This window comes from Rothia nasimurium, assembly GCF_049068285.1.
GTDB classification, from domain to species: Bacteria; Actinomycetota; Actinomycetes; order Actinomycetales; family Micrococcaceae; genus Rothia; species Rothia nasimurium_I.
Map to the genome: position 1 here is coordinate 60,306 of NZ_JBLKPV010000005.1, position 20,881 is coordinate 81,186.

The following is a 20,881-nucleotide window of genomic DNA, read 5'->3' on the forward strand; positions in this document are numbered from 1 at the left end:
AATAAGTGGCACATTCGCGTTGCAGCAGGACGCGCCGGCCCCCCGGTTCGCCGTCCGCAAAGCTGGGGCGTGCCGCCGTCCTGACCGCAAGGGCGCAGCGCTACGCTAAAGGGAGGGAATCCCCCACTCGCACACGCACACCTTGGAGGGCTAATGTTCACTTTTAAAACACTTGAAGAAACCTTCCCCGGGTACCGTTACCCCTACGGCACCGACCTCACCGTGGCTGACCTCGTCCAAAATGACGGCAACTTTGCCCCGCGTCTTGAACTAACCGCCACCTTCCCCGACGGCACCGACCACACCTACCTGCTGCACGTCATCCCCGGCACCACCCTGGGTGAGGTCCTCAAGGACGGTCAACCCTGGGAGTTCTCTCTTCTCGGCTTCGAGCACCCCATCAGATACGACCTCGACATCCTCGAAGTTGAAGACCGCACCCTGCAGGCCTACTGGTTCGACGCTGTCCTGCGCGAGCACGCTGCCGCCTGGCGGGAAGCTGCCACCCAGGCCAACCCGGAGTCCACCGAAAAACGGTACGGCGGCGATACCCTCGACAGCCAGTTAGAGCGCATCGAGAAAAATATCGTCTCCTACGACGACCGCTACGTCGACCTGGGTTGCCTACGCTCCCTGGGCGGCCTCAAGGCCTGGCTGACTAAGCACGCCCCGCACCAGTCCGCCGGCTGGGAGTTCTACACCATCGACGAGACGCGCATCCCTGAGGTCACCAGGAAGAACTTCCTCATGTTCGAAAACATGAACACTGACGCTGACCACGGCCCCGACAACCCCCGCGTCACCTACCCGCCGCACGCCTTCCGGCCAGGAATGACCGCAGACGACTACACCCTCATGCCCAGTGGCCAGGGCGAGCTCACCGAAATCACCCCCTACCTGGGCTTCCGCCTAGACGGCCGCACTGTCACCCACTTCAACTCCCTGGCGGTGCTCAGCTACGAAAGGGCCAAGGACCTGCTCACCCCCGCCCGCGAGCAGGATTTTCTGGACGGCGTGTGGTTGGCTGTACGCGCAGTGGGGCTACCCATGGTCCTCCTCATTCCGCCTGATGGCGCCCTGCTCCACCTCTACATCGACGAGGACGGAGCCATGACCGTCCTCGAAGTCTGTAACTGGGACTACACGGTAACTAGCCTCATCAACACCGAAATGTTCAACCGCCGCTGGGGCGAGTATCTGGATGAAAACCGCCCCGTCCCCGCGGACGTCATCGCCCAGGACATCACCATTTTGCACGACCTCCTTGAGGAAGGACGCTAACCCATGACCACCACTCTGACCGAACAGAAACTTGACCACGGTACGTCCTTTCCCGAATTTGATGACCCGGGCGACGGCGGCAACCTCCGCTGCGAGTGGAGCAAGTCGGTCTGCACTGACAGCGTGGAGTACCGCCTAGAGTACCTCCCCCTGGAAGGGCAGGACACCGGGGATTTTTACACCTACTGCCCCCGCCACTATGTGCTTACCCTGGCCGGAATGCTGGAGAACCACGACCGTCACTGCACTGTGCCGATTATTCAGCACCTGCGCTCCTACGGTCCGCTTGAGGAGCCAATTAAGACGGGGTTCTAGACCGGCCCCTTTCGCCGAATGTGCCACTTATTCCCGAGCGGGGCAGCTAGACCCCCCAGGTTCGGGAATAAGTGGCACATTCGCCTTGGGGTGCTTGCTCCACCTCCCGGTAACCTCCCTGCCCCATACTGGTGTCATGCGTATTTTTGCTCATCGCGGGGCGTCCGGAACCCGCCCTGAAAACACCCTGGCCGCCTTCACTGCCGCAGCAGATTCCGGGGCGACCTGGATCGAAACTGACGTCGATATCGCCGCCTGCGGCACGCCCGTCCTCATCCACGACACCGACCTTGACCGCACCACCAACCTTTCCGGCCCCCTCTACAACTACACCGCCGAGCAACTATCTCAGGCGGACGCCGGCGCCTGGTTCTCGCCCGACACGGCGGGGGAGCCGGTGCCCACCCTGGCGGCGCTCATCGACCTGGCCAATGAGCGCGGGCTCAACCTCAACATCGAACTGAAATCCAATGAGCAGGGGGCGGAGCGCTCCCACCTGCTCATCGACAGGGTGATCGACGAGCTGGCCCGCCTGCAGCCGGGCCGGGGCGTCCTTGTCTCCTCCTTCAACCCGCTCCTGCTGGCCGAGTTCAAGCGACGCGCCCCGCAGTATGCGGTGGGGGCTCTCTTTATGGCCGAGACACTAGGCCCTGACTGGCTTTCCATCCTGGAGCTCATCGGTGCCAGCGCCGCCCACCTGGAGGACCGGGGCCTGACCCGCGCCACCGTCCGTTCCCTGCGTGAGGCCGGGTACGTCGTCAACGTCTGGACGGTCAACAGCCCCGCCCGCGCCAACGAGCTGAAAAACTGGGGCGCCACCGGCGTCTTTACCGACTACCCCGAGCAGCTCCTGCACCTAGACCACTAAAGCGTGCCTGCCCTCACCGCCGCCACGGGGGTGGGGCGCGGGCGTCCGGGCCTCCGTCTTGATAAGCTTAAATTCCATGGTGAACAAAATTGGTTTTGACCGTGAGAAATACATCGAGATGCAGTCTCGACACATCCAGGAGCGCCGCGAAGAAATCGGCGGTAAGCTCTACCTCGAAATGGGTGGCAAACTCTTTGACGACATGCACGCCTCCCGTGTGCTCCCCGGATTTACCCCCGACAACAAGATCGCGATGCTCGAACAGATTCGCGACGAAGTTGAAATCCTCATCTGCCTGAATGCCAAGGACCTGCAGCGGAATAAGATCCGCGCAGACCTTGGCATCACTTATGAAGATGATGTCCTACGCCTGGTGGACGTCTTCCGCGACCGCGGCTTTTTGGTGGAGCACGTCGTGCTTACCCAAATGGAGGACGACAACGCCAAGGCTGTTGCCTTCAAGCAGCGCCTAGAGCGCCTGGGCCTGAAGGTCTCCCGCCACCGCGTCATTCCGGGCTACCCCACCAACACCGACCTGATCGTGAGTGAGGACGGCCTGGGCCGTAACGAGTTCGCCGAAACCACCCGCGACCTGGTTGTTGTTACCGCCCCCGGCCCCGGGTCCGGCAAGCTGGCAACCGCTCTGTCGCAGGTCTACCACGAGAACAAGCGCGGTGTGAAGGCAGGCTATGCCAAGTTTGAGACTTTCCCCATTTGGAACCTGCCCCTAGAGCACCCCGTCAACCTGGCCTACGAAGCAGCCACGGTTGACCTGGATGACGCTAACGTCATCGACCACTTCCACCTGACCGCTTACGGGCAGTCCACCGTCAACTACAACCGTGACGTTGAGGCCTTCCCCCTGCTCAAGGTGCTGCTTCAGAAGATGACCGGCACCACCCCCTACCAGTCGCCCACCGACATGGGCGTGAACATGGCCGGTAACTGCATCACCGATGACGCTGCCTGCCGGTACGCCTCTGAGCAGGAGATTATCCGCCGCTACTTCAAGGCCCTGGTGGACGAGGCCCGCGGCGGCCTGGATTCCACCCAGTCAGACCGCGCCGCCGTCGTCATGGCTAAGGCCGGTATCAAGGCAACCGACCGCCCGGTCGTAACCCCCGCCCGCCTGCGCGAAGAGACCACCGGCGCTCCCGGTGCTGCGATTGAGTTGCCCGACGGCACTATCGTCACCGGCAAGACCACCGACCTGCTCGGTTGCTCGGCCGTCGCCCTGCTGAACGCTCTCAAGCGCTTAGCTGGTCTGGACGATTCCAAGCACCTGCTTACCAATGAAGCGATTGAGCCAATCCAGCGCCTGAAGACCCTGCACCTGGGCAGCCAGAACCCCCGCCTGCACACCGACGAGGTGCTGATTGCCCTTTCAACCTCGGCGGCCCATGACGAGGACGCCCGTAAGGCCCTGGAGCAGCTGAAAAACCTGCGTGGGGCGGACGTCCACACCACCACCATCTTGGGCTCGGTGGACGAGGGGGTCTTCCGTTCCCTGGGCATGCTGGTCACCTCCGACCCTAAGTTCCAGAAGAAGGCCCTCTACCAGAAGCGCTAGGCTGCCCCGGTAGGGCTTCTGAGTAAGGACGCCGCCACCCGCTTTCCTGCCTGAGGGCAGGGGAGCAGGTGGCGGCGTCCTTCTTTAAGGTGTGCTGGGGTTAGCCGGTGTAGGTGGCTTCGTCGACGGGTGCGCCCCAGTTAACGAATTCGCCCTCCTCGTTGAAGGGGGTGACGGCGATGTGGGTCATGGGGCCATCGCTGGTGGCTCCGTGCCAGTGGTTGACGCCCGGTTCAAAGAAGAAGGCCTCACCGGGTGTGAGGGTCTGGGGTTCCTGGCCTTCGAGCTGGTAGATGCAGATGCCGGAGGTCACCACGATGAGCTGGCCGACGTCGTGGGTGTGCCAGTTGGTGCGGGCTTCGGCCTCGAAGGTAACAGCCAGGGACTGTAGCTGGCTGCTGGGTGCCAGCGGGTGCATATAGGCCTGGCCGGTGAAAGAACCGGCAGGAGCAGGCTTGCCCTGGGGGAAGAGCTGGTCTGAGGGAACGGATGCTGAGGTCACGAGTATCTCCTGTGAGGCTTGGATGGTTCTCTCATTATCACCCGACAAGAGATAAAAATTGCATAGGATATATGTATTTTTCTCTGGATTCGGTTCTTGCACCCCGGGGCGCGGGGTTATCGAATCAGGGTTGCCTGTTTGAAGTCAGGGGAGGGGGAACAGGTCACCGCGTATTTAGTGGTAGCCAGCTCGTCAATTTTGACCACGTAGTTCTGGGTTTCAAAGTAGGGTGGGATACCGCCAAATTCCTCCACGGCACCGGGCCCGGCGTTGTAGCCTGCCAGCACAATATCCTGAAGTGAAGTTTCAGCCGAGACATAGGGGGCTAGGCGCTCAGAAAGATAAGCCAGGTAGCGGCCCTGGGCGGCGATGGAGTCTTCGGGGCTGTTGATATCACCCTCGCCCCAGATATCCCAGGTGTCTTGGGTGAACTGGGCCAGGCCGTGGGCGCCAGCGTGGGATTCTGCAGTAATTACCCAGTCTGATTCTGTTTCGAGCTGGGCCGCTAGGACGCCTGCGCGGAGGCCGGCGACGTCGGCGGCAGCTTCAATATCGTCCCGCAGCTCGGTGGGGGCGTAGGTCAGGTCGGTTTGCCCGCAGTAGTCCTCGTAGGTAGCAGAAAGCCCCGCGACACCGGCCGACATCAGGAGTGCTGATGCAAGAATCTGCCAGTGCGCGATCAGGCCTGCGCCGATGCGCAGGGCGAGATTGGGGTTGGGGCGTTCACTTGTCATTACTTACAGATTACTTGATAGGTGTAGTTTTCTGGGAGCCGTCCCTGTATCTGCACCCCTGAAGGTGACGCACTCAACCGGAAGGCGGGAGCGTCCTACCTTTTTTGTGTGTGCAGGGTTGCTTATTCGTTGACGATGATCTGCCCGTGGGCCCCGCGTTCGGCGGCGGCAAAGTTGTGGTTGACGAAGGTGTAGGTGCCGGGTTCTTTAAAGACCATCTCAACGAATCCGCCCTGGGCGGCAGAAAGGTCGAGGGCCTGGGCGCCGCCCCCGCTGGAGCCAAATGCGTCTACGCCGCCCTGGAGCAGGTAGCCGCCTTCCTTGTAGACCGTGTCGAACTGGCTGCCGACCACGTGGAAGCTCAGCTCACCGTTAGGCCCGGCGTTGAGCACCCAGATGCGCACGCGCTCGCCGACGCGGGCGGTGAGCGGGTCGCGCAGGTACTGGGTGGCGTGCCCGTTGAAGAGGGTGAGGGTAGGGGTGCCTGCGGCCAGCCCCTCGGGTGAGATGTCGGTGAGGACGCCTTCGCTCGGCTCGGCGGTGGAACTCTGGCTGTTAGCGGCTTCGGTTAGCGCCACCTCGGACTGCACCAGCAGGTATTCGCGGTCTACCTCGGGCAGGTCGGCGGGGTCGATAATAACCGCCCCAAACATGCCCGCTGCCAGGTGGGCGCTCATGGGCATGGTGGAGCAGTGGTAGAGCCAGATACCTGAGCGTACTGCCTCAAAGCGGTAGGTGAGGGATTCGCCGGGGGCGATGGTGCGCATGACCTCGTCGGGGGAGACTGTTCCGGCGTGGAAGTCTACCGAGTGGCCCATGCTGCCATTGTTGACGAGTGTAATTTCAAAAATATCGCCCACGCGCCCGCGCAGGGTGGGGCCCATGTAGGAGCCGTTGAAGGTCCAGGCGTTAAGCGTGACCCCGGGGGCAATTTCACGGGGGAGTTCTTGCACATCGAGGGTCTGGCGGTGCACGGTGCGGCCGTCCACGGTTTCTCCCTCGGGTACGGGGGCGAGGGCGGCGTCGCGGGTCTGGTAGTCATCAGAGATATCGCCCTGCAGGTCAATATCGCTTGAAGCAAGGGTTGGGCTACTTGCGCTGTGCCCAGCGTGGGCTGAGCCGCTACTGTCGCTGGCGCCTGCCTGGGCGGCGTCCGCCCCGCTTGCTACCACCGTGAAGGTCATACCCATGGCCTGGTGCCCGACCACCGAGCACCAGCCCTCTAAATCGCCGGTGATGACGCCGACGTCCACGGTCTTGGTAGCCCCGGGGTCGATACGGCCGGTGGTGGCTCCGTTGGCAAAGGTAAGGTCGTGGGCGTTGACGGTGTCGGTGTTGGTGACTTCAATGACCAGGCGGTTGCCCGCCGGCACCTCCACGGTATCGGGGGTGAAGCGCATATCAGCGGTGGCTTCAACGGCCAGGGTGGTGGTCTGGCCGGTGGCGCTAGCTGTGGATGCTCCTGCGGTTAGGCGGGCGCGGGCTGCCGGGTCGAGAGCCACTCCCAGGGCTAACACCAGGGCTACGGCGAGCACACCGATGAGGGCGTTGCGCAGGTGGGGGGCTGGCACGGGGGTGAGGGCTTGCGGGTCTGGGGTGGGGGCTTCGCCGCGTGCGCGGGCCTGGATCATGGCCTTGCGGACGCTCACCGAGGCCCGCACCCCGCGCAGCATGAGGGGGATGAAGGCGAAGAGGGTGAAGGCGCCGAGCAGGGAGGCGCCGGTTCGCACCCAGGACCCGGTGAAGGAAACCGGCAGGAGGAAGATGAGCAGGGAGAGGTTGACCATGATGGCGCGGCCTGCGGCGAAGCGGTTGAATTCGGTGTTAGCGGCGCGCACGGCTTTGGGGCCGCCGCCCATGCGGGCAGGGAGCAGGTAGGTCATGGCGCCCAGCAGGGTTTGGGCGAGGAAGCCCGCAACGAAGATGGGGGTGACCGGGCGCAGGGTCAGGGAGTCGAAGGGGGAGGTTGCCACCAGGTAGGCGGAGAAGAGGACGCCGGTGGTCAGCCAGATCATACCGGCGGCTACTGAGAAGGTGGCGTAGTCGGAGGGTTTCTTGGCGGCGGTGGTGCGCACCATCAGGGTAAGGACGAGCGCCAGGGCGGCTGCGTAGAGAAGCAGGCCAGCAACGGCCAGCCAGGTAAGACCTGCCAGGGCACCTGCCACGGTGAGCCCCAGCCCCGCGCACAGACCTGCCAGGGCGCGGGTGGAGCGGGTAACGGCGTCCGGAACCATGACCGTGCGTAGCATGGTGGGCCACAGGGTCATGAGGGTGCCGACCACGGTGATACCTACAAAGCCCAGCAGGTTCACGGCCTCGTGGGCTAGGAGCAGGCGGCCGTGCCAGCTGGCGTTGAGGCCGTCGTAGGCCAGTAGGGCGCCGAAGGTTGCACCCACCGGCAGTAGCCAGGAGGCTGCAATATAGTAGCGAATTGTCACCCCGAAGCGGGCGGGTAGGGCGGCACGCATCTGCTGTAACAGGGCGACCCCGTGCCAGGTGACCGTAGCACCCACGCCTACCGAGCCCAGCACGGTCAGCGGGTAGAGGGAAAAGACTACGCCCACCATGAGCACCACCATTGAGGCGTTGAGGGTGTAGATGCGGGCCAGCTGCACGGGCCTAGCGCTATCGGGGAGCTTGTGCTTGAGCAGGGCCTCGGTAAAGTGCTGGGACCAGACCAGAATCGAGTTGGTAATCAGACCCAGAGTGACCATGTGAACCATGAGCCAGAGGGATTCAGGGATCCATCTGTGGGCCATGAGCACGATGAAGAGGGCGAACATCCACACCGACACCGGCTTAGATGCCTTCCGGTGCCAGGTGCGGCGGCCGCTGGCGATATCGCGGGCCTGCTGGTCGGTGACCGGTGCACCGGGAGCGTCGAGCGGACGTGCCCCCAGGGTCAGCTGCTCGCGGTAACCGGGCCGGGGTGCGGCGTCCTTCTCAGGCATCTCAACTCCAAAAACTTGTATGCGTAATGCCGATTATAGCAAGCTGGGTAGACTGAGCAGTATGACCCTAGCTATCGTGATAACCCTTATATCCGCCCTGCTGATTGGCCTAGGCATCGTAGGTATTGTCTACCCCATTTTGCCCGGCTCCTTCGCAGTTCTCGGCGGCACCCTGCTGTGGGGGCTGACCCTGCGCGGGCCTGAGGGCTGGTGGCTCCTGGGTCTGGCCCTTCCCATCATGCTGGCAGGCATGGCCGCCCAGGCCCTGCTCACCGGCCGTACCCTCAAGAAACGAGAAATCCCCAACTCATCCATCCTGTGGGGCGTTGTCGGCGCGGTCATCGGTATGTTCACCATCCCCGTCGTCGGTCTCTTCATCGGCTTCGCAGCTGCCCTGTTCATCGCAGAAACCCGCCGGAGCCGCGGCGACTACAGCAACTCTCTAGCCAGTACCGGAGCCGCCCTCAAATCCATGGGCATCGGCATCCTCATCGAACTAGCAGCCGCCCTGACCGCAGGCACCATCTTCACGATCTGCGCTATCACCTACTTCATCACCGCCTAACCGCAACCCGGTACCCGCATCTATTGAGTGAGCAGGTCGGTTATTTGCGCTAGGATCTCGGTTGGGGGAGCGCTCAGGTCGATACCGCGAACATGAATCCGTTTGCCCGCCTCAGTCGTCAACACCTCGGGTTCTGCGTGTTCACCATAGATAAGGGTGACATCCTCCAGTTTCAGGGTGTCAGCGTAGGCGTTGAGCTGGTAGATATCGCTGAGTGTGGGATTAGCCCGCTTGTATTTCGTGTCCATCGCAAATCGGATCCTGTGGTGGTTCTTTACGATGATATCGGGGCGGATATTTCGCCTTTCCCCCTTGTCACTACTCACAAACGGAGTGGAAAGTTGACCTTGCACCATAAAATCTGAGGTCTGCTTCTGGAGAGCTTTGACCACGAAGCCCTCAAAGAGTTGGGGCATATCCAGAAGAAACCCTCGGGCAGGAATACTCCCCAGAGCGGTGTCGATACCTCGATGGCTAAGAAAGATACCGGCAAGATTAAGCGCTTTTTGATAAGACGCAGTGAGTCTTGCCCCCTGGTAAGCGGGCAGAGGCTGACCCGGGTGAAGCGGGACTACCCCGATAAAGCGTGACAGGAGAGCACGAATTCGTGGCAAAAGCTGCACAGCCCCGTCATCATGAGGCACTAACATTTCTGCTTCAATGAGGGCAGAGAGCAGAATACGGTTCTCAGATATATTGTTGCTGTACTCGTCGAATGAGACCTCAAGAGGGTAAAGCAAGCCATGATGACGGCTGAACTGTTCTGCGGTTCTTATCCTGCCACGGAGATAGGGTAAGGACTCTTCGGTGCGCCAGTAGCCACTGATGAGCCCCTGACGAGTAGCGTCTTCAATGAAGGTGCATAAAAGGCTCATCATGGCTGAGGTCAGTGTCTGCCCTTCAAGGGCTACCTCCTCGGGGCGCCAGTCAATACCGGTAGATGAGTAATCGAGCATCCAAAGCAGGGATCGTATGGGGAGCTTGGGCTCAATATGAATGACAAGGTTATCAACAGCCACGATTCCAGCTACATTCTCGACCTGTAAGTCGTAGGTTCCTGGAACATAGCTGGGCTGTACGGAGGCGATTTTCTGGTCGATGAGCCAGCGAGCCTGGGGCGTTGAGAGTTCAACAGCCCGGTGGGCTCCTGCTTCTTTGAGCTTGAGGGAACGCATAGGTTTTTACTGAGCTAGTTCAGAGAGAATGGTGTTTAACGCAAAGCGTTCCCGGGTGCCGGTCTGCCCGTAGAAGTATTCGTCCAGAAGTGGCAGAATCTCTGAGTCCCAAATAAGTTTGAGTCCTTCTTCGGTAAAGGCCTCCTTACGCATGAAGTATGACGGACCAACTTTAAGATCTGGGTTGGGGATTCGCCGGTTGAGTTCCTTCCAGGCGTCAAGGACAACACCTGAAAGGTTTTGCTTGCGAGCCCACAGTTCAAGGACGTTGGCTGTCGGCTCTTGTTCTGGGTGGAGATTGAAGAAGGCAAATCGGCGGCGCATGGCTGAATCAACGAGAGCGATTGACCGGTCTGCGGTGTTCATCGTGCCAATGATGTAGAGATTAGCTGGTAGCGAGAACTGGTCTTGGGAGTACATGAGGTCTACGGCGTGGTCACGGTATTCCAAGAGAAAGTAGAGTTCACCGAAGATACGTGCTAAATTGCCTCGATTGATTTCGTCGATAATAAGGAAGAAATTTTGGTCCGGTTGTTCAGCCGCGGCTTCGGCTAGTTGCCTTAAAGGCCCCTGCCGTAGCTGTAGTGAAGTGGTGCCACTGACATGGTCGAGTACTGGGCGGAAGCCTTCAAAAAAGTCTTCATAGGTGTAGGCCGGGTGAAACTGAACGAGTTTGACTCGGTTTTCAGCCCCGGCGAGAATTCGTGCAAGACGACGTGCCAGATATGTCTTACCGGTACCCGGTGGGCCTTGCAAAATCACCTGATGGCGCTGGCCAAGTACGGTGATGAAGCGATCAAGCCACTGCTGGGAGACATTGAGGTTGTTCGCAGTTTCGTCAGGCAGCATGAGTTCTGGAGCTGGTTCTATGGCTTCACCACTCATATCGGTGGTGTCAGTAGCTGATACTTGCTGATCGCTGGTATCGCTGCTTGCCTCGCCAGCCCACTCTTCGCTATCGAGGTAGAAGTGCCAATCCTCAGAGTGACGTTCTTCAGCGATTCGCTGACGAATAAGGGCAGCCTGTCGTTGCCATGAGAGGTCTTGCTCATCGTCTTTGAGCTGACCTACAAAGTGTGTGGTGATTTTTCTGAGATGGTCAGTTGAAATAATTGGCTCAAAAAATTGTGGTGCTAGAAGGTAGCAGAGGGCTTTTTGAAACCCCGCGTACCCCTTGCCTTCTACATCATCTACCAAGGAGTAGATAGTATTCTCAATTTCGTCTGGAGTTGAGAGTCGTCGCTGACGTTCCTCTAAGGAGAGGCGGCTAAAAGCTTGGCCGAACTGAATTGCAAAAACGAAGTGTCCCCACCGGTAGTTGTTGTATCCATGACCTCCATTAAAAACACCGGCTCGAAGTGTAGTTGTAATTTCTCGGGTTAAACCAACGGCAGGGTCGCAGCCTGCAAGTACAGAGTTAATATTCTTTAGCTTGCGCTCTTGACCAATGTTTCCAAGGGGGAGCATATCGAGAATATAAATTTCAGCAAATAGCTGCCGAGCTTGTGAGGTCACACCGCTGAGTTGAATGTTGATTTTACTTTCAAAAGATCTTCTGGTCTCATCCAAACTGAGAACATACGCATTGTAGAGCTCATCGAAGTATTGAGGAATCCATATGTGTTCGCCGGTCAGAATCGACTGCTGACCGATGAGGGAAATATCTTTGAACTGTTGGGCAAGGGCTTCTACTGCCTCATAATTCCCGTATACCATGGATATCCTTTCGTCAGTATTGATATAAAGCTACCCTCCTTGACGATGCAGAACTAGAACATCAAGTAATTTCTGGAAGAATTACTTTTCAAGATTCTGGAGAAAATGTGAAAGCGCAGGTGGAGCTCAAACAGCCTACAGCCTCAGCGAAGCTACCCGGTAAACTATTGACCCGTGAAAACTTTGCCCGCCACCCTCCTTCTTGCCGCCACCGCCATCGTCCAGGCCCTCGGAATCTTCCGCTACAGCGACGACGCCATGGCCCTCTCCGGCCACATCTTCTTCCCGGTCCTCTTCGCCCTCATGTCGGTGTATATCACCTGGCGCAACCGCGAGAACCCCGGCCGGTTCCCCCTGGCGCACATTGTGCTTGCAGCCCTCTCCGTGATCGTTCTAGGGGCAACCGTCGCCGGCTGGAACGCCAGCCTCTACTACTTCTACCCCTCCTACTACGTCTTCTACGCAGCCCTGACCCTGCTCGTACTTGAGCTGGCCCTGCGTATTGCCGCCCTGCCCAAAAAGCCTGCCGCTGAGCCGTCCGAGAAGCCCGGGAGCCGCCTACCCGGTCGCGCCAAGGCTAAGCGCGGCACCAACCTGGTGGCCGTCCGTAAGGACGGCGGCACCCCCGCCCCCGAGGCCGGGCAGGGAAGCCCCGCGACGGCGTCCACAGCTGAAAAAACCGAGAAGTAACCCGAAGTGGATATTTTTAAACTGGATACCCGCCTGCCCGCCCGGAATATTATCTGGCCGGTGCTCGCGGGTGTCTTTTTCATCGCTGTCATGCAGTGGCACATCCGCCACTCCATGATCCTCAACGGCCAGGACTTCGAGGTCTACCGCACCGGCGCAGGCGTGGTCTTCGGCGACCTCTACCCCGGCAAAACCCTCTACAACTACTACCTCGAGGACGGGCAGCCCATCACCCTGCCCTTCACCTACCCGCCCTTTGCGGTCATGGTCTTCGCCCCCTTTGCCTTCCTCCCCCTGTGGGCAGGCACCGGGCTCATGACCCTACTAGCCGTTCTAGCAGCCCTGTGGGTATCGGTGCTCATTCTCAACCACGCGCGCGCTCGCGGTATCACCGTGCCCGGGGAAGCCCTGCTGGGGAGCCGCTCACTGGTTGTTGTCATGGCTACCTGCATCACCATGGCAAGCCCCTGGGACCGCGGTATTGGCCTGGCCCAGATTAACGCCTTGATTCTGCTACTGGTGCTCCTTGACCTGCTGCGCCCGGCAACCCGGGTGCCCCGTGGCGTGCTCATCGGTATTGCCGGTGGCATCAAGCTCACCCCGCTAGCCTTCGGCCTGATCCTGCTCATGCGCCGGGACATCAAGGGTGTGCTCACCCTGGGAGTCACCTTCTTTTCGACAGTTGCCGCTGGTTTCATCTTCATGCCCGCCACCGCCCGCGAGTTCTGGTTCTTTGCAATCTCAGATCCCTCCCGCGTGGGCAACATCAACTATGTGGATAACATTTCAACCCTGGGCTGGCTCCTACACCTGGGTCTGACCGAGGGGCCGCTGCTCTCAGCCCTGCGGTTCGGGTTGATCCTGGCCCTCTTGGTGGGTGTTGCCTACCTGATCCCGGTGTTGCACCGCCGGGGTATGGTGCTCTCCCAGATAGCTCTGAACGGGTTCTTGATGATGGCCATGTCGCCCATTTCCTGGTCCCACCACAACATCTGGTTGCCCCTGCTCATCGCCGCTCTCTGGCTGGACGCCTTCCCCACCTTCTTCTCGCTGGCCCCCCGGGCGGTGCAGTGGACGGCGGGCCTCCTGGCGCTTGTGGGCTGCGCCGGGCTGATCTACGGGCCCATGCGTATTGGTATTCGGATGGACCCCACCACCCACAATCTGGATGAGCTCTCCCACCTAGCCCTGGTGACGTCCGCCCTGCCCATTATCTGCCTGACCCTCGTGGTACTGGCCTGGGTTCTGGTGGCAGTACGCTACCGGCGGGCCCCGGCAGTCTAGCCCCTCAGGCCGTGCACCGTGCAAGCTTTCGCAAAGGCACTTGAAATAGTGAAGTAGGCCGGTCTAGCACTTTGACAGGGGGGGGGGTAGCTGAGAGGCGTTCCATAATTGTGCCGGTGTCGGTATAATTGTGGAATGATAACTGTTGAAGCGTACTCCCAAAAAGCAGGTATAACCCCCAGGGCTGTACGAGCTAAAGCCCAGCGGGGGCTGATTAAGGCACGTAAATTCGGGCATCAGTGGATCATTGAAGAGGAACCCCAACCTGCTGAAAAATTATCTGCTGGTCGCCCTCTCTCAGCTCAAGCTTTTAACGACTTAGCTCTTATCGCTGACAATTTTTCCTTAGAACTTTCACCTCAGCGCAAGCACCGAGCTGGGCAAAGACTTCAGCAACTAAAAGTGGAAGGCTTTAATCGTTTTCTTAGCTTTGCTCGTAGAACAGACCTCGATGTGAAGTACTTCTTGCTCTCTTATCAGGAAATCGCTGAACTTTCCCAAGAGCTTGCCTCACAGCTTACCGGTGTCAGCAACCCCCTAGCAGAAATAAATGGAACTCTGGTTGATGCCTATGTCTCTAAGGAACAGCTAGAAGATATCGTACTTTTCTATTCTCTATCTCCTGCAACAAAAGCCCAGCATAATGTGCGGCTCAGAGTAGGGGATATCCCCGAGACTATCTCACGCCTACATATTGCCGCTGATCTTTATGAAGATACTAACCCTCGTTCGCGAACTCGTGCACGAGAGCTCTTTGAGCAGATAATGCGAGGACTTAGTAATGGAGGCTAGATCCGTCAAAATTCATGCTTTTAGCGAGGCTGAAAAAGAGGCCTGGTGGGCTCTCTTTGATATTGCTCTCCACATGCCAGATGGATGGGCAATAACTGGCGGTAGTCTTACGAGGCTTCTTCTTGAAGAAAGGCAGCATCTTGGTGCGCGGGCAACGAATGACATCGACGTTGTACTTGATGTGAGAGCTCGCCGTGCTAATATCTCCGAATTTTATGAGGCCCTTGATCACATTGGATTTTCTGCAGATGGACATAATGCAAGCGGGCAAAACCACCGTTGGGTGCGGGGCCGGGCTCGGATCGATGTTCTTGTTCCCTCTGGCTTAAGCTTGAGGACGCTGTCGTGGAACTACCCGGGATTCGGCAAGCTTCTACCGACCCGGGGAGCTCAATTTGTTTTATTTGATGTTGAGAAAGTAGTAGTACAGGTAGAAGGACGCCAAGGTGCCGTTAACCGCCCGACAGCGCTAGGAGCTTTATACGGGAAATGCTCTGCACTTTTGAATAATGGGGACACTGATAAAAGTCGTCACCTTGCCGATATAGCTCTGCTGAGTCAGGTGCTTAGTGTAGGGGAACGAAGGCGCTTAGTTGAGTTAAGTGGTAAACAAAAATACCGGCTGAAAAAAGGAATTCAGGGTTCATTGAAAGCATCTTCAGATACTGCATCGGTCGATTCGCTTAAGCGGTTGCTTCAAATTCTTGAGCGTTAGACCTGTGTAAGAAAACCTTTCCTCGGTTTTCTCTGTAAACCTGCCCTGTAGGGTAGAGGCATGAGCACTCCCAACGACCCGTACATTCCCTGGCAAACACCTGCCCACCACCCAGCGCAGGGTGCGGCACCCGGTGCCGCACCGGCGTCCGCCCATATGCAGGAGCAGGTGCCCGCACCCCACCCCAACCCGGTACCCCTGCCACCGGTCGGCTGGCGACCCGGCTACCGGCAAGAACAGCAGGATTTGGGCTATCACCGGCTCTCCCACGCCGACCCTAAAGGTGCCTGGTGGAAGCCCCTGGTCGAAGCCGTCATCGGGGTGCCGCTCTACCTGGTGCTGTTTCTGCTATCGGTTGTCGCCTTCTTCTTCGTGCTCCTGCTGGGCCTTGATCCCTTACTACCTTCTGACCCCAGCTACCTTTTGTTTTCTGCTAGCACAGAAGCCCTTGAACAAGAGGCTCTGCGCAGCCCCTCCATCTCCATCTTCCTGTTTGGGTCTGTAGCCCTCATGTTCCCCGCTCTCTGGGTCGCCCGCCTGATTCTGGGCCCCAAGCCCTGGGGGCTGATTCACTCGGTCGCCGGGCGTATGCGCTGGGGCTGGCTGGCAACCTGCTGTGGTCTAGCGGCTCTGCTCGTTGTGGTTCTGCCCCTGGCCTTCGACCTTGCTGTGGGAGCCCGCTATATTCCCAGCACCAGCCTACCTACCGGCGGTCTGATCGCCATGCTGGTGGCCATTATCCTGGTCGTACCGGTGCAGGCCTACGCCGAAGAGCTGGTCTTCCGCGGCTACCTCATGCAGACTATCGGCCGCTGGCTCAAACACCCGGCCTGGGCAATTATTATTCCCGCCCCGCTCTTTATGCTGGGGCACCTCTACGACCTGTGGGGCCAGCTCTCCATACTAGTCATGGGCCTGGCTGCCGGGTACATTACCTGGCGCACCGGTGGGCTCGAAGCGGCTATTGCTCTGCACGTGGTGAATAATCTGCTGGCTATGAGCTTTGGTGTGCTGGGCATGGCAGACCCCTTCCTGCAGCAGGGCTCTACCGTGGGTATGTTTATCTCGGCACTGGTATCGAACGGCCTGTTCGTGCTGGTAGTTATCTGGGTGGCCCGTAAGAAGGGCATAGAACGCACCCGTACTGCCCAGGTCTGGGTCAAGGGCGGCCACCCTGAGGGGGCACAGCCTGTCCGGTAAAATGTGCTCTATGACTCTTTCACAGACTTTCGATGCCCGAGCCAATATTGATGATTTAGCTGCCTTCGTCACTGCGTCCCCCACTTCCTTCCACGCGGCGGCCGAGGCTGCCCGCCGCCTGACCGCCGCCGGCTTTACCGAGCTGAGCGAGCAGGACGCCTGGGGCAGCACAGCTGCGACCGGCAAGCACTTCGTGGTGCGCGATGGTGCCATCATCGCCTGGGCCGGTAGTGCCCGGCATGAAAGCTACCGGGTGCTGGGGGCCCACACCGATTCCCCCGGATTTAAGGTCAAGCCCAAGTCCTCGGTGCGCACCCTGACCTGGAACCAGGTGGGGGTCGAAGTCTACGGTGGCCCCCTGCTCAACTCCTGGCTGGACCGCGAACTGCGCCTGGCCGGTCGCCTAACTGTGCTGGTGGACGGGACGCTCGAAACCCGCCTGGTCGCCACCGGCCCGATTGCCCGCGTCCCCCAGCTTGCCATCCACCTGGACCGCACCGCCAACGAGGGCCTCAAACTCGATAAGCAGGGCAACCTCTACCCCGTCTGGGGCTTCGGCGACTCCACCGGCGATGTTCTGGCCTACCTGGCAGAACGCGCCGAAGGCGGGGCCGTTGACCCCGAAAACATCGTGGGCTATGACCTCATGTTCGCCGATGCCGCCGAACCCCGCGTCTTCGGTGAGAACGATGAGCTCTTTGCCTCCGGGCGTCTGGATAACCTCAGCTCCGTCCACGCCGGCCTCACCGCCCTGATCCGGTACGCCGAGTCGGGGGCAGAATCTGCCCAGACCGCCGTGCTCGCCGCTTTTGACCATGAAGAGATCGGTTCAGAATCGCGCTCCGGGGCAGCAGGGCCCTTCCTAGAGGACGTCCTGGTGCGGCTTTCTGAGGCCCGTGGCGACTCCGCTGAAGCCTACCGCCGCTCTATCTCTGAGTCGGTCTGCCTCTCTTCTGATGCGGGCCACTTCGCCCACCCCAACTACGTCGGCCACCACGACACCACCGTGCGTCCTGCCCCCGGTGGTGGGCCCCTGCTCAAAATCAACGCCAACCAGCGCTACGCCACCGACGCCATCGGTGCCGGTATCTTCGCCCAGGCCTGTGCCCTGGCTGGTGTGCCCTACCAGGAGTTCGTCTCCAACAACAATGTCCCCTGTGGCTCCACCATCGGCCCCATCACCGCCACCCGCCTAGGTATGCGCACCGTGGACGTCGGCGTCGGCCTGCTCTCCATGCACTCAGCCCGCGAGCTCACCACCGTTGCAGACATGGCCTACCTAACCCGCGCTATTGAGGGGTTCTACCGGGTCTAACGCGGAAAGAAGCGACAAAGGTTGCGGGCTGAGGGGCAGGCAGAGGTGCCTAGGCCCGCAACCATTCTTTCGCCTCGCCCTGGAGGGCTCGTCGAAATTCATCGCCAGCCCCGATCCACGCGGGCCGACGGCACTCCGCCTGCCCCCCCGCGCCTGGCCAGTTCTGAAGGGGCTAAGTTTTAGCCCCTCATAGCCTGGGCCAAAAAGCGCAGGTGGGCAGGTTCGGGCTTGCGGGTCTTTTCGGCGTAGTTGGGGTGTTTCTCCACCCAGGCCTTGATGTAGGGGCAGACAATGACCGGTTCATACCCGGCCTCAATGGCCTGGTCGAGGGCGCTCTGGACGAGTTTGGAGGCCAGCCCGTGCCCGCCGAATTCCTCCTTGACCACGGTGTGGGGGAAAATGCGCTGGTTGCCCCCGCCTTCGGTATAGGTGAAGAACTCGGTGAAGCCCGCCGGGCTGCCGGAGCTATCGGCAAAAATCTCGTAGGCGCCGCGGCCACTTTCTTCGCGCTCGGCAACAACCGGGTTTTCAAGGGTTGCGTTCATGGGGAAGTCCTTTCATCGGGTCTACCTACCTCAACACTTTGCCCATTCAGGTATTCCCGGGCGGGTGGTTAGGCCGGGTGCTGCGACATGATAGAGATACGGTTAGCCGCGTTCATCGAAATCGCCAGCCACTGCACAGCACTGTACTGCTCATCGGTCAGCACGCCCCGGGCGTAGGTGCGGGCAAAATCGCGGTCCTCGGGGCAGGGAAGTTTCGTGACCGTCTCTGCTATAAAGAGGGCAGCCTTTTCGGTCAGGCTATATTCACTGCTTTCCTCCCAGACGCCCACCAGGGCCCGGCGGTTCTCGCTCAGCCCGGCCTTGATAGCGCGTTTGGTGTGCACTTTCAGGCAGTAGGCACAGCCATTGATTTGTGAAACGCGTAGGCAGACCAGTTCAATCAGCTGGTCGTCTAGCCCCGCTGCGCGGGCAGAAGCACCGGCCTGCTTACTCAGGGCACCAAAAGCTGCCCAGGCTGCCGGGTCGGACTTATCAAGATAAAACTCTTTAGGGATATCAGACATAGCACTAGCTTACTGGCCCGGCCCGGAACTGGGCAGAGAAGCTCAGTCGGGCCAACCGGTATCCTAGAGGGTGCTCCCGTCAAGAGAGGTACCCCGTGAACCCCAGCCCCCAACAGCCCCGCCCAGGTGGGGTGCGCGTCCGTCCGCCCGCTGATCATCAGGACGCCCCCGCCCGCCTTCCTGCCCTCGGTGAGCTGGCGGGACTAGGGCCCCACCTAGCCCGCGCTAGCCTGGCGGGTCTACTGGTGTTTGTGGCCATGTGGCTGGTCAACGCCCAGGCCCTCACGAACCCTATCGACGATGCCATTTGGCGGGCGTCACTGACCTGGCGCACCGCTGCGCTCGATACCTTCTTCTCGGCGCTCACCCAGGCTTTCAATACCCTGCCCATGACAATCTATGTGCTGGTAGCCTTGGGGATCTTCACCTGGCGCTACCGGCACCCCTGGCCCCTCATCGGCCTGGGCGCTACCATGGTCCTGGCCCCCTTGGCCGTCACCGTTCTCAAAAACCTCATTGATCGCCCCCGCCCCTCCCTCACCCACCGCCTGGTGGAGGAAGTGACCTTCTCCTTCCCCTCAGGCCACTCCACCAGCACCGCCGCCCTCTGCGCTGCCCTCTTTTTCACCGCCTACCCGGCCCTAACACAGAAAGGACGCCGTGCCCTGGGGGTAGGGCTCGGCGTCCTGGCGGTAACGATCGGGTTTTCCCGAATCTATGTGGGGGTACACTGGGCAAGCGACGTGCTAGGCGGCCTAGCCCTGGGGCTAGCCATCGCCTGCCTGGTCCACCTGGTTCTAGTTACTGCTTATACCAAGAATCAAAAATCGTGACCGGGGTGGTGCGCTTAAACGCGCGGATGCGCCCACAGCGCTGATATCGGAAGAACATGAAGCCAGGGCTCGGGGGAAAAAGCTAGCTCACCAGTATAAAGAACAGCTGCTGCTGCGACCCTGTCGCCTAACCGCTCCTTCATAGCCTGAAGATGCCCAGCTTGCCTTACGCCAGCGACAGACCGGCTCTTCACCTCGAGGAGGATAAGGCGACCATCGTTGAGTTCTAGGACGAGATCAACCTCTTGGTTGCGCTCCCGGAAATGATGCACGCGGAAGGACGTATCGCTCCATTCTTGCTGCTTGAGCAGCTCATTGGTGACAAACTGTTCCAGTAGAGAACCGTAGTGCTCCCTTCCACCAACAGTAGCGATTTTATCTAGGGTGAACCCGGTCAATGATGCTGCTAAACCGGTGTCTATTAACCCGACTTTAGGGCGTCGGATAACCCGAGAGCCATAGTTGAGGCCCCAAGCGGGGGCCTCTTCTAGCAGATACATGCGTTGAAGCAACCCGATGTATTTGTTCACGGTTGTTTCACTGGTGCCTAGATGCTGAGCTATTCGGCGTTTGACGAGCTCATGGGCTCCGTGAGTTGCAAGATAGCTCATAAGGTTTCGGAGATGTGCTGAAAAATCTCCTTCTTCAATTTCTGCGGCATCATGAGTAGCTAATGCGTCAACATAGTTGGTGAACCACGACCGTTTAGTGCGTTCGCTGGTGCGGAGCAGAGGTACAGGATAACCACCTTTCAGGACGAAGGGAGCGGGGTCCTGGGCGGTGAAGTCGCCTTGTGCTCCGGCAAGAACCCAGCTGACAAAATCTTCAGGGGGGAGTGAGAGCTGTTCACCGACACTCAAGGGGCGAAGCGTCACTGACTCTTGACGTCCCGCGAGCGAGTCACCAGAGCCTCTCGTTTTGAGAAGGTTAGCTGAGCCTGTAATGATAAAACGCCCTGGGCGTCGGTCCTGGTCAACGGCTGCTTTGAGTTGCAAGGTCAGTTCAGGAACACGCTGGAGCTCATCGATCACGAGGGTGTGCCCATTGGCCTGCTGTAGAAATCTAGCGGGGTCAGCCTGGGCGAATTCTCGTTGACCGGCATCATCAAGCGTAACGACGGTTGATTGTTCTCCGGCGAGTTGTTGCGCCAAGGTAGATTTCCCCACCTGCCTGGCCCCTTGGATGACCATAATGGGGGTATCTAAAAGGAGCTCTTGGCAGATGGGGTAAAGATGGCGCGGGAAGGGGGTGGTCATACTCCTTATTTTAGAGAGTGCGTGGATATTTACCACCGTTGGAATGGAGA

20 protein-coding genes are annotated in these 20,881 nt (G+C 59.6%); 12 read left to right on the forward strand and 8 right to left on the reverse strand.

Going from position 1 to position 20,881, the window contains the following annotated elements; genetic code table 11:
• The first annotated feature begins 153 nt into the window (after positions 1 to 153).
• The 4 genes from ACMXX3_RS05865 (at position 154) to ACMXX3_RS05880 (ending at position 4,034) form a co-directional block, all read left to right on the forward strand.
• The gene (locus ACMXX3_RS05865) at positions 154 to 1,281 is read left to right on the forward strand and encodes a hypothetical protein (RefSeq protein ID WP_421083814.1); all 1,128 of its coding nucleotides are present in this window, start codon (positions 154 to 156) and stop codon (positions 1,279 to 1,281) included.
• Between the two features lie 3 nt (positions 1,282 to 1,284).
• A complete protein-coding gene (locus tag ACMXX3_RS05870) occupies positions 1,285 to 1,596 on the forward strand; it encodes a hypothetical protein (RefSeq protein ID WP_421083815.1) in 312 nt (103 codons plus the stop codon).
• Positions 1,597 to 1,732: 136 nt separating this feature from the next.
• The gene (locus tag ACMXX3_RS05875) at positions 1,733 to 2,464 is read left to right on the forward strand and encodes a glycerophosphodiester phosphodiesterase family protein (RefSeq protein WP_421083816.1); all 732 of its coding nucleotides are present in this window, start codon (positions 1,733 to 1,735) and stop codon (positions 2,462 to 2,464) included.
• Between the two features lie 76 nt (positions 2,465 to 2,540).
• Positions 2,541 to 4,034 carry a DUF1846 domain-containing protein gene (locus tag ACMXX3_RS05880; RefSeq protein ID WP_421083817.1) on the forward strand — a complete coding sequence of 498 codons (1,494 nt, stop codon included), beginning with the start codon at positions 2,541 to 2,543 and terminating at the stop codon, positions 4,032 to 4,034.
• Positions 4,035 to 4,134: 100 nt separating this feature from the next.
• Here the strand turns inward: ACMXX3_RS05880 and ACMXX3_RS05885 are convergent, their stop codons facing one another.
• The 3 genes from ACMXX3_RS05885 to ACMXX3_RS05895 all read right to left on the reverse strand — a co-directional run bounded on the left by ACMXX3_RS05885 (position 4,135) and on the right by ACMXX3_RS05895 (position 8,221).
• Complete coding sequence (locus ACMXX3_RS05885) at positions 4,135 to 4,536, reverse strand: cupin domain-containing protein (protein WP_421083818.1); 402 nt, start codon at positions 4,534 to 4,536, stop codon at positions 4,135 to 4,137.
• Between the two features lie 116 nt (positions 4,537 to 4,652).
• Positions 4,653 to 5,270: a lytic transglycosylase domain-containing protein gene (locus ACMXX3_RS05890; protein WP_421083819.1), complete on the reverse strand. Its 618-nt coding sequence runs from the start codon at positions 5,268 to 5,270 to the stop codon at positions 4,653 to 4,655.
• A gap of 122 nt (positions 5,271 to 5,392) precedes the next feature.
• Positions 5,393 to 8,221, reverse strand: coding sequence for a multicopper oxidase domain-containing protein (locus ACMXX3_RS05895; protein ID WP_421083820.1), 2,829 nt, complete (start codon positions 8,219 to 8,221; stop codon positions 5,393 to 5,395).
• Between the two features lie 61 nt (positions 8,222 to 8,282).
• Between ACMXX3_RS05895 and ACMXX3_RS05900 the strand changes: the two genes are divergently transcribed.
• The gene (locus ACMXX3_RS05900) at positions 8,283 to 8,786 is read left to right on the forward strand and encodes a DUF456 domain-containing protein (protein WP_421083821.1); all 504 of its coding nucleotides are present in this window, start codon (positions 8,283 to 8,285) and stop codon (positions 8,784 to 8,786) included.
• Positions 8,787 to 8,806: 20 nt separating this feature from the next.
• On the opposite strand, the gene ACMXX3_RS05905 is transcribed toward ACMXX3_RS05900, so the two are convergent.
• Positions 8,807 to 9,961, reverse strand: a complete 1,155-nt coding sequence (locus tag ACMXX3_RS05905) for an McrC family protein (RefSeq protein WP_421083822.1) — start codon at positions 9,959 to 9,961, stop codon at positions 8,807 to 8,809.
• A 6-nt stretch (positions 9,962 to 9,967) separates the two neighbouring features.
• A complete protein-coding gene (locus ACMXX3_RS05910; RefSeq protein ID WP_421083823.1) occupies positions 9,968 to 11,677 on the reverse strand; it encodes an McrB family protein in 1,710 nt (569 codons plus the stop codon).
• Positions 11,678 to 11,851: 174 nt separating this feature from the next.
• On the opposite strand from ACMXX3_RS05910, the gene ACMXX3_RS05915 reads away from it, so the two are divergent.
• The 6 genes from ACMXX3_RS05915 to ACMXX3_RS05940 all read left to right on the forward strand — a co-directional run bounded on the left by ACMXX3_RS05915 (position 11,852) and on the right by ACMXX3_RS05940 (position 17,673).
• Positions 11,852 to 12,367 (forward strand): hypothetical protein, encoded by a 516-nt coding sequence (locus ACMXX3_RS05915; RefSeq protein ID WP_421083824.1) that lies wholly within the window; start codon positions 11,852 to 11,854, stop codon positions 12,365 to 12,367.
• A gap of 6 nt (positions 12,368 to 12,373) precedes the next feature.
• Complete coding sequence (locus ACMXX3_RS05920) at positions 12,374 to 13,651, forward strand: glycosyltransferase 87 family protein (protein WP_421083825.1); 1,278 nt, start codon at positions 12,374 to 12,376, stop codon at positions 13,649 to 13,651.
• A 135-nt stretch (positions 13,652 to 13,786) separates the two neighbouring features.
• Complete coding sequence (locus ACMXX3_RS05925) at positions 13,787 to 14,443, forward strand: hypothetical protein (protein WP_421083826.1); 657 nt, start codon at positions 13,787 to 13,789, stop codon at positions 14,441 to 14,443.
• On the forward strand, positions 14,433 to 15,158 hold the full coding sequence (locus ACMXX3_RS05930) for a hypothetical protein (RefSeq protein ID WP_421083827.1): 726 nt from the start codon (positions 14,433 to 14,435) through the stop codon (positions 15,156 to 15,158). The genes ACMXX3_RS05925 and ACMXX3_RS05930 overlap by 11 nt, the downstream gene beginning before the upstream one ends.
• A gap of 60 nt (positions 15,159 to 15,218) precedes the next feature.
• Positions 15,219 to 16,358 (forward strand): CPBP family intramembrane glutamic endopeptidase, encoded by a 1,140-nt coding sequence (locus ACMXX3_RS05935; RefSeq protein WP_421083828.1) that lies wholly within the window; start codon positions 15,219 to 15,221, stop codon positions 16,356 to 16,358.
• Positions 16,359 to 16,368: 10 nt separating this feature from the next.
• Positions 16,369 to 17,673 (forward strand): M18 family aminopeptidase, encoded by a 1,305-nt coding sequence (locus tag ACMXX3_RS05940; protein WP_421083829.1) that lies wholly within the window; start codon positions 16,369 to 16,371, stop codon positions 17,671 to 17,673.
• Positions 17,674 to 17,852: 179 nt separating this feature from the next.
• Here the strand turns inward: ACMXX3_RS05940 and ACMXX3_RS05945 are convergent, their stop codons facing one another.
• Both ACMXX3_RS05945 and ACMXX3_RS05950 read right to left on the reverse strand, forming a co-directional pair.
• The gene (locus ACMXX3_RS05945; RefSeq protein WP_421083830.1) at positions 17,853 to 18,218 is read right to left on the reverse strand and encodes a GNAT family N-acetyltransferase; all 366 of its coding nucleotides are present in this window, start codon (positions 18,216 to 18,218) and stop codon (positions 17,853 to 17,855) included.
• A 68-nt stretch (positions 18,219 to 18,286) separates the two neighbouring features.
• Positions 18,287 to 18,742, reverse strand: coding sequence for a carboxymuconolactone decarboxylase family protein (locus ACMXX3_RS05950; protein ID WP_421083831.1), 456 nt, complete (start codon positions 18,740 to 18,742; stop codon positions 18,287 to 18,289).
• Between the two features lie 95 nt (positions 18,743 to 18,837).
• On the opposite strand from ACMXX3_RS05950, the gene ACMXX3_RS05955 reads away from it, so the two are divergent.
• Positions 18,838 to 19,575: a phosphatase PAP2 family protein gene (locus ACMXX3_RS05955; RefSeq protein ID WP_421083832.1), complete on the forward strand. Its 738-nt coding sequence runs from the start codon at positions 18,838 to 18,840 to the stop codon at positions 19,573 to 19,575.
• Between the two features lie 14 nt (positions 19,576 to 19,589).
• Here the strand turns inward: ACMXX3_RS05955 and ACMXX3_RS05960 are convergent, their stop codons facing one another.
• Complete coding sequence (locus ACMXX3_RS05960) at positions 19,590 to 20,831, reverse strand: ATP-binding protein (RefSeq protein WP_421083833.1); 1,242 nt, start codon at positions 20,829 to 20,831, stop codon at positions 19,590 to 19,592.
• Between the last annotated feature and the right edge of the window lie 50 nt (positions 20,832 to 20,881).

Coding starts and splice junctions, on each gene's coding strand:
- ACMXX3_RS05870 (WP_421083815.1), top strand. CDS start 1,285: ATGACCACCACTCTGACCGAACAGAAACTTGACCACGGTACGTCCTTT.
- ACMXX3_RS05940 (WP_421083829.1), top strand. CDS start 16,369: ATGACTCTTTCACAGACTTTCGATGCCCGAGCCAATATTGATGATTTA.
- ACMXX3_RS05910 (WP_421083823.1), bottom strand. CDS start 11,677: ATGGTATACGGGAATTATGAGGCAGTAGAAGCCCTTGCCCAACAGTTC.
- ACMXX3_RS05905 (WP_421083822.1), bottom strand. CDS start 9,961: ATGCGTTCCCTCAAGCTCAAAGAAGCAGGAGCCCACCGGGCTGTTGAA.
- ACMXX3_RS05900 (WP_421083821.1), top strand. CDS start 8,283: ATGACCCTAGCTATCGTGATAACCCTTATATCCGCCCTGCTGATTGGC.
- ACMXX3_RS05935 (WP_421083828.1), top strand. CDS start 15,219: ATGAGCACTCCCAACGACCCGTACATTCCCTGGCAAACACCTGCCCAC.
- ACMXX3_RS05925 (WP_421083826.1), top strand. CDS start 13,787: ATGATAACTGTTGAAGCGTACTCCCAAAAAGCAGGTATAACCCCCAGG.
- ACMXX3_RS05945 (WP_421083830.1), bottom strand. CDS start 18,218: ATGAACGCAACCCTTGAAAACCCGGTTGTTGCCGAGCGCGAAGAAAGT.
- ACMXX3_RS05930 (WP_421083827.1), top strand. CDS start 14,433: ATGGAGGCTAGATCCGTCAAAATTCATGCTTTTAGCGAGGCTGAAAAA.
- ACMXX3_RS05890 (WP_421083819.1), bottom strand. CDS start 5,270: ATGACAAGTGAACGCCCCAACCCCAATCTCGCCCTGCGCATCGGCGCA.
- ACMXX3_RS05875 (WP_421083816.1), top strand. CDS start 1,733: ATGCGTATTTTTGCTCATCGCGGGGCGTCCGGAACCCGCCCTGAAAAC.
- ACMXX3_RS05960 (WP_421083833.1), bottom strand. CDS start 20,831: ATGACCACCCCCTTCCCGCGCCATCTTTACCCCATCTGCCAAGAGCTC.
- ACMXX3_RS05895 (WP_421083820.1), bottom strand. CDS start 8,221: ATGCCTGAGAAGGACGCCGCACCCCGGCCCGGTTACCGCGAGCAGCTG.
- ACMXX3_RS05880 (WP_421083817.1), top strand. CDS start 2,541: ATGGTGAACAAAATTGGTTTTGACCGTGAGAAATACATCGAGATGCAG.
- ACMXX3_RS05865 (WP_421083814.1), top strand. CDS start 154: ATGTTCACTTTTAAAACACTTGAAGAAACCTTCCCCGGGTACCGTTAC.
- ACMXX3_RS05950 (WP_421083831.1), bottom strand. CDS start 18,742: ATGTCTGATATCCCTAAAGAGTTTTATCTTGATAAGTCCGACCCGGCA.